Genomic DNA, 11,978 nt, shown 5'->3' with positions numbered 1-11,978 from the left:
GTTGGATCGTGATCTCTTCCGAAAACCGGTTTCCACTTTTCGGGGTCATGGTCTGGCGCGGCGGTGCCGCGACGCGAGGATGAACAGACCGAGCAGCGCCACGCTGGCAACGGCACTGGCGGCGGCGAATTCCGGCACCGGCCGAAAATCCCCGCCGTCGATAAGCAGCGACGCCGCGATCGGTCCGATTGCCAGGCCAAAAAGCTGGGCGGCCGGCACCAGAAGCACGGCCGTGCGCGTCTCGTCTGCGGTGATCGCCAGCCTGATCTGATAAGGCACGATGAACAAGAGAATGAAGCCCATGACCAAAGCGGCGGCCCAGAATGTGGTGAGGCCGGGACCACTGGCAAGAACCAGCGAGCTTGAGAGCGCGACCGCACCGATTGCCGTGATGGCGAGGCGATAATCGATGCGCGCCTCGAACATTGTCGCCGTCATCGCGCCCAGAACCTGCGCCGCAAGGCTGGCCGAGACGATCAGGCCGACAGTGCGCCCATCGATGCCGAACTGGGCGCCAAGCGGCTCCAAAAATGCCCAGACCGCGCCGAAGAACATGAAATAGCAGAAGACCGACAACAGTGCGGCGATCGAGGGAACCGTCAGCACATTGGCCAGATTTTCTTCCTTGGGCAGATCGGCGTAGTCGCCGGGAACGAGAAAGGCGACCGCCAGCGACGCCACGCAAACGGCAGCGAGAACGATGAAGCCGCCGCTCGAACCTGCGGCCGGGATGACGTAGAGCGCCAGCAGTAGCGCCAGGGCGCATTGCGCAAGCGTCTGCATGGTGACGAAGTAGCCACCAATACGCTCGGCGCGGCGCGAACGCGCGATGAGTTCGGTGGCGACCGCGACAAGGCCACCCTCGGCGAGCCCCGCCAGGACGCGGGCCGAAATCAGCATCTGGGGCGTATCGGCGTAGGCCGTCCACCAATTGGCCGCCGCCAGCAGGACCAGAAGGACGGCGCTTTTCCAACGCATGTTGCGGGCCGACAGCAGCATCGCCACGACGGCCGAACCGATGGCGATGGCGATCATCTCGGCGGTGGCGACCAGCGCCAGTTCGTCGCCGGTGACATGACCCTCGGTGTAAAACGCGCCGAGCAGCACGGGTTGCAGCCCGAGAATGAGCAGGCCGACCGAACCGATCCACAACGCCGAGGCAAGCTGCGCGCCCGTCGGATTGCCGACCAGCCAGTCGCCGTTCTCCGCCTGTTTCGCATTCGTCGACCTCAAACGCGCCTCCCCAACGTCCTTGCCGCGCCGCAAAAAAACTGACAATCTGTCAGCATTTCTGGAAACTGATAGTTAATCATGTTTGTTGTCAACCAGAAATTTGGAACCCTCGCGAGAGATCGGGCGCATGAAAGAAGCAAGGCGAACGGCGACCGAGCCCAGGCGCAGACCCAAGCAGGAGCGCAGCCGCGAGCGCATCGACGCCATCTTGTCGACGACGATGCGGCTGATCGGCGAGAAAGGCATCGACGCCGTCACGATGAAGGAGGTCGGCATGCTGGCCGGTGGGCCTATCGCCACCGTCTACCATTACTTTCCCAGCAAGTCGGCGATCCTGGCGATGCTCTATGAGCGCTTTTCAGAGGTCAGCCGCGCACGATTGATTGCGATCATCGCGGACATCCGCGAAGCGAAGGACGTGATCGTGGCCGCCGACCGGCTGCTTGACGACTATCACAGCCGTGTCGCCGGCGATCCTGCCATCCAGGATCTACAGAATGCCATCCAGGCCGACAAGGCACTCAAGAATCTCGACATCGCCGAGACCAGACACCAGGCAAAATTGTTCTGCGACCATGTCACGGTCTTGCTCGATCCGCACAAGCGCGAACAGTTCGAACGCATGGTTCTGCTGATCTTCCAGCTCGCCGGCAGCGTGGTGCGTCTGGCGCTAGCGGAGGGCGAAGCGGAAAGCCGCCGGACCATCGAGGATTATCGGTCGATCATCCACACCCAGTTGCGGCAGTTTCTGTAGAGAAGTTCACCCGTTTCACGGAAACAGCGAACCGCTCCATCTCCTTGTTTTGACGCAATTGCCAAGGGAAAGCGCTGTGCGCTTTCCCGGGAAAACCGCTTCGCGCGCGGCCCTTGCCGCGAGCAGCGGATGGAGCATGGCCTCCATCGGTACCATCGACGTCTATGCGGGTTCGGCAACGACTTATTGCTTCGCGACGCTGGCCATGCTGATAGACGAGGCGGGCAGTTGGTTCGACAATGTGCGCTTCGTGCCGAGCGGCTCCTACCCGCTGGCGGAACGATGCCCGCTTCTGGTGCTTGGATCGCCAAAACGCAGGTAAGCTCATTGTCCTGCGCGGCGCGGCTTCGATCGAGCAAATCATCGCGCCGAGCGCCTTGACTCTCACAGGCCGGCGGCCTATTTCAGCGCCACGTTAGCACTCACCACTCGTGAGTGCTAATTGCATGTCCGGCGTCGCCGGACGGAGGAACTGTTCTCACCGTTCTCATCGAGGAAGAAAAAATGGCAAAGTCGAAGTTCCGCCCGCTTCATGACCGCGTGGTCGTTCGCCGGGTCGAATCCGAATCCAAGACCGCCGGCGGGATCATCATCCCCGACACGGCGAAGGAAAAGCCGCAGGAAGGCGAGATCATCGCCGTCGGCTCCGGCGCTCGTGACGAAGCTGGCAAGCTCGTTCCGCTGGACGTCAAGGCCGGCGACCGCATCCTGTTCGGCAAGTGGTCGGGCACCGAAGTCAAGCTCAATGGCGAAGACCTTCTGATCATGAAGGAATCCGACATCATGGGCATCATCGGCTGAATATCGGCCTCACCATCCTTTAAATCTTCGGGCTTACCCCAAGCCCCTGCCAGGAGTTAAAACATGGCTGCCAAAGACGTAAAATTCTCCCGTGACGCCCGCGAACGCATGCTGCGCGGCGTCAACATCCTCGCCGACGCGGTGAAGGTCACGCTCGGCCCCAAGGGCCGCAACGTCGTCATCGACAAGTCGTTCGGCGCTCCGCGCATCACCAAGGACGGCGTCACCGTCGCCAAGGAAATCGAGCTTGAGGACAAGTTCGAGAACATGGGCGCGCAGATGGTCCGCGAAGTCGCTTCGAAGACCAACGACATCGCCGGCGACGGCACCACGACCGCGACAGTGCTGGCACAGTCGATCGTCCAGGAAGGCCACAAGGCCGTTGCCGCAGGCATGAACCCGATGGACCTGAAGCGCGGCATCGACCTCGCCGTCATCGAAGTCGTCGCGGCGCTCGGCAAGGCTGCCAAGAAGATCAAGACCTCCGAGGAAGTTGCCCAGGTCGGCACGATCTCGGCCAATGGCGACGAATCGGTCGGCAAGATGATCGCGGAAGCGATGCAGAAGGTCGGCAACGAGGGCGTCATCACGGTTGAGGAAGCCAAGACCGCCGAGACCGAACTCGAAGTCGTCGAAGGCATGCAGTTCGACCGCGGCTATCTCTCGCCCTACTTCGTCACCAACGCCGACAAGATGGTTGCCGAGCTCGAGGACGTCTACATTCTCCTCCATGAGAAGAAGCTCTCCAATCTGCAGGCCATGCTGCCGGTTCTCGAAGCCGTCGTGCAGACCTCGAAGCCGCTGCTCATCATCTCGGAAGACGTCGAAGGCGAGGCTCTGGCCACGCTGGTCGTCAACAAGCTGCGTGGTGGCCTGAAGATCGCCGCCGTCAAGGCGCCGGGCTTCGGTGATCGCCGCAAGGCCATGCTGGAAGACATCGCCATCCTCACCGGTGGCCAGGTCATCTCGGAAGACCTCGGCATCAAGCTCGAGAACGTCGGCCTCAACATGCTCGGCCGCGCCAAGAAGGTGTCGATCTCCAAGGAGAACACCACCATCGTCGACGGCGCCGGCAAGAAGGCCGAGATCCAGGGCCGCGTCGCCCAGATCAAGCAGCAGATCGAGGAGACCACCTCGGACTACGACAAGGAGAAGCTGCAGGAACGTCTCGCGAAGCTCGCGGGCGGCGTTGCGGTGATCCGCGTCGGCGGTGCGACGGAAGTCGAAGTCAAGGAAAAGAAGGATCGCGTCGATGACGCCCTCAACGCGACCCGCGCGGCCGTCGAAGAAGGCATCGTTGCAGGCGGCGGCGTCGCCCTGCTGCGCGCTTCGGCCAACATCAAGGCCACCGGCGTCAATGCCGACCAGGCCGCCGGCATCAACATCGTTCGTCGTGCGCTGCAGGCTCCGGCCCGCCAGATCGCGGCCAACGCCGGTGCGGAAGCATCGATCGTTGCCGGCAAGATCCTTGAGAACAAGGGCGCGACCTTCGGCTACAACGCCCAGACCGGCGACTATGGCGACATGATCGCCATGGGCATCGTGGATCCGGTCAAGGTCGTTCGCACGGCTCTCCAGGACGCGGCCTCGGTCGCCGGCCTGCTCGTCACCACCGAAGCCATGATCGCGGAGGCTCCGAAGAAGGAGTCGGCTGGCGGCGGCATGCCTGGCGGCATGGGCGGCGGCGGCATGGGTGGAATGGGCGGTATGGATTTCTAATCCACGCTCCATCAGCCTTCAAATACCGAAAGGGCGCCGAAAGGCGCCCTTTTGCGTTTGAGGCCGCAGTCGTGGCTCGCTGCGCAGGGAGTTTGACGATCACTTCTCTGCCCCTCGGTTCTTGCCCTAACCGCCCGTGCTCACCCCGCGTACTCTCACCGCTTCGCTTTCCGCAATGACGGTATCCATCAGCAGGTCATCTGCCATAAAAGCGTGCAAATGACTTTCTCTTGTGCAGTTCACGAGCGAAATCAGTGGCTTCCATAAGCCTTTGCAATGGATTTGTCGGACAATATTTTTTAAGACATTCGCGACTACTAATGAGCGAGAGCCCGGCTGGGCCGCTCTAAAGTGTGTCAGGTCAACACCGATGCAATTCTTGCGACGATTTTTGCGGAACCGAGACGGCAACGTGCTGATCACCGCGGCACTGGTAATGCCGATGCTGATCGGCATGGCCGCCCTGGTGACCGAATATGGCGGCGCGCTGGTCGAGCGTGTCGACAATCAGCGCATCGCCGACCTGTCGGCCTATGCAGGTGCCCTCGCCTACAATGCGAACAAGTCCACCAATCAGATGACCGCCACCGCCGTCAGCGTGGCGGTGCTCAACGGCGTTCCGGCCGCCAATGTGCAGGTCAGCCTTGTCGCCTCCCCGAAAACGGCCGGCGTCAACGCCGTTTCGGTGTCGATCAATACCTACAAGACCCTGCTTCTGGCACGCGTCTTGAGCGATCGCGAGCAATTGCAGATTTACGCCAGTTCGGTGGCCGAGCTTGGCGCGCAGCCGCAGACACCCGGATGCATGCTTGCGCTTGACGGCACACAGACCGGCATAACGCTGAGCGGCGGCACCGCGATCGCCGCGCAGAAATGCACGGTATCCTCGAACAACACGGTGACCATCCCTTGCGGCACCAGCATTTCGGCACTCGGCGTCAACTACAACTCCGCCGCGGCCCCAAGCCAGCCTTGCAACGGCATCACCGGCCCCAACGGCGCGGCGGCGGTGATCACCAAGAAATCGACCGCCGATCCGCTGGCCGGCAATGCCGCGGTCGCCGCCGCCGGCGCCCGCATTGCCACAGTGGCCGCGCTTTCGACGACGTCCGCGCCGGCGGCGCCGACAACCCTCGTTGGCAACAGCATCGACTTCGGCTGGAACCCAGGCTCCACCAAAAGCCAAGCGACCGTACTCGGCTGCACCGCCACCTGGGCATCGTCATCATCGACCTGGATGCTGGATTGCGGCAGCAAGACAACCGTCAACCTGGGCACCATCACCATCGGCGGCGGTATCAACGTCAACTTCGCCACAGGTGGCGCGGCAACCACGGTTTACAACATTGCCGGTGACCTGACGACGAGCGCCACGACCAATTTCGGCCCCGGCACCTACAATTTCGCCAAGACGCTCACCACTACGGGAAGCACGACTTTCGGAGCCGGCACTTTCAATTTCGGCAACCAAGTGACCACCGCCGGAACCACCACATTCGGCGCCGGCACTTTCAACTTCACCAAGGGACTGACGACCAGCTACGGCACCACGACGTTCGGCGCCGGCACGTTCAAGATCGGCATCAGCGACAATAGTTGCGGCGGCATCGCGCGCGTCAGCCTCTGCAACAGCGGCACCTTGACCTTCGGCGGGCCGAGCCCTTTCGAGCTGCCCGGCGGATTCAACAACACCGGCGGCGCCACGCTCACCTTCGGCTCGGGAACATCCAACAGCTACAAAATCGGCCCAGGCAGCAATGGCGACGCCATCACGCTCGGCGGCGGTTCCAGGACTATCATGGCCGACGCAACCAGTTCGGGCGTGTTCCAGGTGGTCGGCAATGTGAATGGCGGCGGGGGCGGCAGCTGCTTCGTCATACCGGCCACGGCGCAGCACGACATCGCCGGCAATTTCATCGGCTCGGGCGCTATCCTGCTGGGCGCCGGCGTCTACACGGTCGACGGCTATTTCGCGCTCGGCGGCAATGGCGGCGGCAGCGCCGTTTGCAATGGCAGCACGTTCAGCATCAGCGGCACCAATGTGACGCTGGTGCTGTCAGGCAAGGCCAAATCGAACTCGGGAAGTTGCAACGGCTATGTCTTCTGCGTCGCGGCCGGCTACAGCAACATCGTACTCACCGCACCGCAGTCGGGCGCCACCGCCAAGCTCGCAGTGATCGGGCCGATCTCAAGCTCGAACACTGCCGGCGCCACCTTCGCCGAGGGCGGCTCCAACGCCCAGATCTCCGGCGCCTTCTATTTCCCCTACGGCCCGATCGTCATGAATGGCGGCTCCAGTGTGCTGGGCTCGCCATCCGATTCAAGCAAGTGCCTGCAGATGATCGGCTCGCTCATCACGCTGTCGGGTGGCACGGCCGCTGCATCGGAATGCATCGCCGCCTCGAGCACCAGCGCCAGCAGCAAGGTGAGCCTCGTACAATGAGAACTCCGTTTCGCTTCGATCGCTACATGTCCACCATTCGGCATTCTTCATTCATCGACTTCCTGAGGCGCGAGAAGACAGGTGTCTCGGCGGTCGAATTCGCGCTGGTCAGCCCGGTCCTGCTGCTCATCCTTGCCGGGACCGTCGATATCGGTGGTTCGCTGAAAGCAAAATTCGAACTGAGCTCGGCAGTCTCGGCCGGCTCGAACTACGCCTTGCTCAATGGCGACAAGGTCAATTCCTCGGGAGGCAGCGCGCTGGCCGGCAACATCGCCACTGTGGTCACGAGCGGACTGGGCGGCAATGGCGGCAACATTCAGGTCGTCATCAACAACGGCCCGGCTCTCGCGTACGCCGCCAGCACATCCACCGCGACCCAAACTGGCACTGCCGCCAACGCCGACCTCTGCTATTGTCCGGGCAATTCGGGGGCGGTGGTCTGGAGCACGCCGGTAACGTGTGGCAGCATCTGTCCTGCTGGCGGGATCGCGGGGAAATTCGTGACGATCTCGGCGAGCAAGCCTTACGCGCCGCTTTTCGGCGGTTTCGGTATCGTCAACGACGGCAACATCACCGTCCAGTCGGCGGTGCAGCCGCAATGAGGCACGGCCGGTCATTCCTGAGCGACAGATCCGGCGCCAACGCCGTCGAGTTCGCACTTCTGTCGGTGCCGTTGCTGATGGTGCTGATGGGCACCTTCGAGTTTGGCCGCATGTATTGGGCGCAGCATGTACTGGATGAAATCGCCGCGGCAGGAGCACGCTGCGTCGGCGTGCTGCAGAGCGGATGCACGCAAAACGGGGTCTACAACGCCACCACTGCGACGAGCTACATCAGCAACAGGGCAGCAGGCGACGGCATCGTCCTGAGCAGCGCCAACATCGCCGTCAACAACAACACCACCTGTTCGGGCTTGTCAGGCTTTTCGAGCGTCCGGGTTTCCTACACGTTCGCGACCGTGATGCCGGCTTTCCTCGCTTCCCTGGCAAATGGCCCAAACCTCAGCGCTCAGGCGTGCTTCCCTAACCAAGGCGCCTAAAGCGGATTGTCACTTCACGGAAACGCCCTCCGCGCGGCGTCCACGTCGTTTCGTTTTTGTCGCTCCTCAGACTGCGGCACGATGGGCTACGTCAAGGGCCAGGCGGCCTTGCGCTAATCCATATTGACGCCCGAGGACGCCCGACCGTAGTCATATTAGCTACCCCTAAATATGCCGATCTCTGCTAGAATCGAGCGCGATCGCCATTCGACGATCGAGAAAAGACCACTAGGGAGGACCCGTGTGATGAACATCAGAACCGCCTGCGTTGGAGCACTCGCATTGGCTGTCTTCAGCGGCACGGCGTTTGCCGGGGCGCTCGACTCGCCCAAGATGATGCAACCGTTCTTCACCGATTCGAGCATGAAGACGATGAAATCCGACGATGAAATGAAGGCCGCCTGGGCAGCGATGTCCAAGGACGATCAGGCCATGATGATGAAGGAATGCCAGGACGCCGCGATGAGCAAACCATACGCGCCGTTCTGCGAAAAATTGAAGGCTCTCGGTGGCGCAAACAAATGATTGCCGGCTCGCCCCGGCGTTGAAGAGCGGATGAAGGCGAGCCCTGGGCTCGCCTTCTGACTATCCGGGCAGGGATTTTGCGCGGAGACGACAGGACCCGCGAACCGCCCTGTCTCTTCGTTTCTACGCAACTCCAGACGGAAAACCGTTTCACACTTTTCCTGGAGTTGCTCTACCGATCCGCCAGCGCCAGCTTCGCACCGAGCATGACGAAGGCTCCGGCGAAGGTCCGGCGCATCCAGGTCAGCACTTTTGGCCGCGAGGCGACATGGCTGCGGATCGAAGCTGCGAACACGCCATAGCCGACGAACACCACGAAGGTCACAAGCATGAAGACGGAGCTGAGCTCCAGCATCTTCGAAAGCGCGTTGGGTTCGGTGGTGCTGACGAATTGCGGCAGGAAGGCGAAGAAGAAGATCGACAGTTTCGGATTGAGCACGTTGACGAGGATGCCGGTGGCGATCACCTTGCCGGCCGAGCGCGGCGCGACATTGTCCTCGACGCTCAGCCCGCCTTTCTCCTTCAACGTGTTCCAGGCCATGTAGAGCAAATAGGCGACGCCGAGATATTTCAGCGTTTCGAAGGCGAGCGCGCTGGTGTGCAGGAGAGCGGCAAGGCCGGTAATGGCGGCAGCCATGTGCGGGATGATGCCGAGCGTGCATCCGAAGGCGGCAATGATCGACGCCCGAGCCCCGCGCGAAAGCCCGGCGCTCAGCGTGTAGAGAACGCCGGTGCCTGGCGAAGCCACGACGATCAGCGACGTCAACAGAAATTCGATGCTCACGATGGTTTCCTCCGGCGCCCTGCCCCGTTGCAGCGTAGCCAGCAAGGAGGGCGCGCGCAAGCCGCGGTCAGTCGTCGCTAGGAGATAGGCAATCCGAGCGCCGCGCGCGCCGTCAGGCACTCGTCGTCGCCAGGCATGCAGGCACGGCAGACATCCGGGCGCAGTTCATAGATGCCACAGGCGGTCGCCTTGCCGACCTCGCCCGACAAGGCCGAGCAGCGCACGCCGTCACAGCGCATGCCGGACAGGTCGGCCGCTACATATTTTTCCGGGATGCGGTCAAGTTGCGCGTCATCCTCGGTGGAAAAGCGCGGCCACTCTGCCGAATAGGAGCAGCAGGCGCCGCAGCTCTGGCAGTCGAAGGCAGGCACCAGCAAGCCGGGCGGCGCCGGCGCGGCAAGGTTGCGATCGACGTCTTGCGGCAAGGCGCTATTTCTTCTTCCTGGTGTTGCCCTTTGGCGAATCCAGCGGCGACTTGAACAGATCGGTCGCAGCCTCGGCGGCTTCGCCGGTTTTCGGCTCGGCAGCCGGCTTGACCGGCTTTGCAGCGACGGCCGGCGCCGACGGCTGGTCCTTGGCGGAGAATTTTATGGCCATGTCAGTCCTCGTCGGCGAAACGCGATGATGGCGCCCGCGGGTTGCGCAAGCGGCCGATCAACGCCGACACCGCCGTGATGTTCATTTCCTCCGGCGACCAGTTTTTTGTCGCCTCGATGTGATGCGACGCCAGTTCGCGATGCGTGCTGCCGCTATAGGCGGCATCCTGGTAGGTCACCCGCTCGTGGGTCTTGGCGTCTTCCCGGACATATTCGATCAGGTAGTTCGGGCATTCGGCGCGACCGCGCACGCCAAGCCGGACCTGGGCATCGCCATGGGCGCGTTTGCAGCGCTCCAATTTTTCCAGCACGCGCCGGACATATTCGACCGGCTTGTCGAGGCCATCGACCACGTCGGCGATGGTCGAGTCGGCGGCGATCGTCTTCGCGGGTACGCGCTTGGTGGCCATCAGCGTTTGCCCGCCCGCTTCGGCTGGCCAGCCTGAGCAGCAGCGGCCGCCAGCTCGTCGGCTTCCTTTTCCAGGCGCAGTTCGCGCAGCCGGGCAGTCTTTGCCTCGCGGGCCCGACTGACGGCATCCTGTTCGGACACGATGCGGTTCAACGACATGGACTGGGTCCTGGTCTTGCTGAAAATGGACTCGGCCTGATCGCGAGATGTCTTCGAAGTGGCGGTCAAAATCTTTCTCCTGTCCGCAGCGTGATGCAGGAAGGCCGGTCTTCGGCCGAAATCACGCACAAATAAATATGGTTGCCGGTACGAATTGCCCGCCCGACTAACGGCGCGGCGCTCATTCGACCTGTTAGACCGTCCTTAGCACGTCCGAAGGCGCGTGCGGCGTTCTAATTGAGCGTCCAAACGAAAAAGGCCAGGCATGGCCTGACCTTTCGTTGGAGTATCGGGCGTACGGGACGCTCGATGACGCTCCCAGAATTCGCCGTTCACCGGTGCCGGTACATCCGTGGTCACCGGGAAGGCTGAATTCCGAGTTAGGCCGCCTTCAACTGGTCGGCGGACATCTTGCCCGACTTGTTGTCGCGGACCATCTCGTAGCCGAGCTTCTGACCCTCGACGATGTCACGCATGCCGGCGCGCTCTACGGCCGAGATGTGGACGAAAACGTCGGCCGAGCCGTCGTCAGGCTGAATAAAACCAAAACCTTTGGTGGCGTTGAACCATTTAACTGTGCCGGTGCTCATGACGAACCCTTTCCATGGCAAATATTCGTTCGTCGTCATGCGGATGCACGACGCCGTTTGTCTCGATTTTTGATGTGGGAAGTTCGTCAAAGGCGCGCTGCAAAGCGCGGATAACAAAAGTCAGTCAAACAAATATCGACGACTTTCTTCTACGCCTGTTTTGGAAGCATGTCAAATCTTGCCTCGCCGGGGTAGTGGGTCAGTTTGAAATTTGACGCATCATGATCGCGCAGCTCGCCATGCCGCAGAGAACCCACGATCCAATACATACATATCCAAGTCAGCATCGTGAAAGTACCAGCCACCTGGATCGGGAACGGCACCCTTATGATGAATGGCCATGGTCACATTGGCGAGCGTGGACGCAAGAAAATTCTCGGCGTCTGATCCGTTAATTTGCATAGCCCTGTGAAGCAAATCAGAGCGTGGCACGACCCTCCGCGACGCTAGATAGTCAATGAGCGGTGCCGCCTTCCGGAATGGGAACACAAGGCCAGGTTTGCCTAGCCTGGCGATCGAATCTTGGACATCTGTGCTCCAATCAACCAGTTTCACCACCATCATGTTCCCCCACGCGCATGTTGTATGGTCCACGCTTGCTCCGGCTTAGGCGCAACGGCGGCCATCTTCTCGCAAAGATCGTCCATCGACCAAAGCGCCTGGAAAGGCCGGCGGCCATCGCTGGGACACCTTCCGCGTCTTGTGAACGCGAACGAAGTTGTACCAGACGCAATACAGGGCAACCATATGGACGTGGTTTTCGAATTACGGTGACAGCGCGCTATTTTCTCTTCGCCGCCTGTACGAGCAGGGCGGGTGAAGCGGTTAATCTTGGCAGATGAGAGCTGTGCGAATATGGCAAGAAGCGCGCTGTCACTCGTAGAATTCGAAGCCGCACTCGTCGGGTCTCAACCAATCTGAAACCG

The 11,978-nt window shown here is 61.6% G+C and carries 15 protein-coding genes and 1 pseudogene; 8 read left to right on the top strand and 8 right to left on the bottom strand.

What is annotated here, in order from left to right; all coding sequences use genetic code 11:
- Window positions 1–45: 45 nt before the first annotated feature.
- Window positions 46–1,233, bottom strand: coding sequence for an MFS transporter (locus NKI49_RS02310; protein WP_352598538.1), 1,188 nt, complete (start codon window positions 1,231–1,233; stop codon window positions 46–48).
- Between the two features lie 127 nt (window positions 1,234–1,360).
- On the opposite strand from NKI49_RS02310, the gene NKI49_RS02305 reads away from it, so the two are divergent.
- The 8 genes from NKI49_RS02305 to NKI49_RS02270 all read left to right on the top strand — a co-directional run bounded on the left by NKI49_RS02305 (window position 1,361) and on the right by NKI49_RS02270 (window position 8,514).
- Window positions 1,361–1,987 carry a TetR/AcrR family transcriptional regulator gene (locus NKI49_RS02305; RefSeq protein ID WP_352598539.1) on the top strand — a complete coding sequence of 209 codons (627 nt, stop codon included), beginning with the start codon at window positions 1,361–1,363 and terminating at the stop codon, window positions 1,985–1,987.
- Window positions 1,988–2,123: 136 nt separating this feature from the next.
- A complete protein-coding gene (locus NKI49_RS02300) occupies window positions 2,124–2,309 on the top strand; it encodes a hypothetical protein (protein WP_352598540.1) in 186 nt (61 codons plus the stop codon).
- Window positions 2,310–2,491: 182 nt separating this feature from the next.
- A complete protein-coding gene (groES, locus tag NKI49_RS02295) occupies window positions 2,492–2,788 on the top strand; it encodes a co-chaperone GroES (protein ID WP_006203049.1) in 297 nt (98 codons plus the stop codon).
- A gap of 63 nt (window positions 2,789–2,851) precedes the next feature.
- On the top strand, window positions 2,852–4,507 hold the full coding sequence (gene groL / locus NKI49_RS02290; protein ID WP_027027821.1) for a chaperonin GroEL: 1,656 nt from the start codon (window positions 2,852–2,854) through the stop codon (window positions 4,505–4,507).
- 412 nt (window positions 4,508–4,919) lie between these two features.
- Window positions 4,920–6,950: a pilus assembly protein TadG-related protein gene (locus NKI49_RS02285; protein ID WP_352598541.1), complete on the top strand. Its 2,031-nt coding sequence runs from the start codon at window positions 4,920–4,922 to the stop codon at window positions 6,948–6,950.
- 26 nt (window positions 6,951–6,976) lie between these two features.
- Window positions 6,977–7,552, top strand: a complete 576-nt coding sequence (locus NKI49_RS02280; RefSeq protein ID WP_352598542.1) for a TadE/TadG family type IV pilus assembly protein — start codon at window positions 6,977–6,979, stop codon at window positions 7,550–7,552.
- A complete protein-coding gene (locus NKI49_RS02275) occupies window positions 7,549–7,989 on the top strand; it encodes a TadE/TadG family type IV pilus assembly protein (RefSeq protein WP_352598543.1) in 441 nt (146 codons plus the stop codon). Before NKI49_RS02280 ends, NKI49_RS02275 begins: the two co-directional genes overlap by 4 nt.
- A gap of 171 nt (window positions 7,990–8,160) precedes the next feature.
- On the top strand, window positions 8,161–8,514 hold the full coding sequence (locus tag NKI49_RS02270; protein WP_352598544.1) for a hypothetical protein: 354 nt from the start codon (window positions 8,161–8,163) through the stop codon (window positions 8,512–8,514).
- Between the two features lie 172 nt (window positions 8,515–8,686).
- Here the strand turns inward: NKI49_RS02270 and NKI49_RS02265 are convergent, their stop codons facing one another.
- From NKI49_RS02265 to NKI49_RS33340, 7 genes and pseudogenes are all read right to left on the bottom strand, one after another.
- Window positions 8,687–9,298, bottom strand: coding sequence for a LysE family translocator (locus NKI49_RS02265; RefSeq protein WP_352598545.1), 612 nt, complete (start codon window positions 9,296–9,298; stop codon window positions 8,687–8,689).
- A 77-nt stretch (window positions 9,299–9,375) separates the two neighbouring features.
- Window positions 9,376–9,723, bottom strand: coding sequence for a YkgJ family cysteine cluster protein (locus NKI49_RS02260; protein WP_502899457.1), 348 nt, complete (start codon window positions 9,721–9,723; stop codon window positions 9,376–9,378).
- A gap of 4 nt (window positions 9,724–9,727) precedes the next feature.
- Window positions 9,728–9,895 (bottom strand): hypothetical protein, encoded by a 168-nt coding sequence (locus NKI49_RS02255; protein ID WP_352598546.1) that lies wholly within the window; start codon window positions 9,893–9,895, stop codon window positions 9,728–9,730.
- Window position 9,896: 1 nt separating this feature from the next.
- Window positions 9,897–10,304, bottom strand: a complete 408-nt coding sequence (locus tag NKI49_RS02250; protein WP_352598547.1) for a hypothetical protein — start codon at window positions 10,302–10,304, stop codon at window positions 9,897–9,899.
- Entirely contained in the window at window positions 10,304–10,531 is a 228-nt protein-coding gene (locus tag NKI49_RS02245) for a hypothetical protein (RefSeq protein ID WP_352598548.1), read from the bottom strand. The genes NKI49_RS02250 and NKI49_RS02245 overlap by 1 nt, the downstream gene beginning before the upstream one ends.
- 311 nt (window positions 10,532–10,842) lie before the next feature.
- Window positions 10,843–11,052, bottom strand: coding sequence for a cold-shock protein (locus NKI49_RS02240; RefSeq protein WP_010915421.1), 210 nt, complete (start codon window positions 11,050–11,052; stop codon window positions 10,843–10,845).
- 541 nt (window positions 11,053–11,593) lie between these two features.
- A pseudogene (locus NKI49_RS33340) lies at window positions 11,594–11,817 on the bottom strand (IS1 family transposase); the annotation flags it as partial.
- Window positions 11,818–11,978 lie beyond the last annotated feature (161 nt).

It is taken from the genome of Mesorhizobium sp. M0587, from assembly GCF_040320945.1.
Lineage (GTDB): Bacteria > Pseudomonadota > Alphaproteobacteria > Rhizobiales > Rhizobiaceae > Mesorhizobium.
The sequence above is the reverse complement of the archived record's forward strand: the minus strand, read 5'-3'. Positions and strand labels throughout refer to the sequence as shown.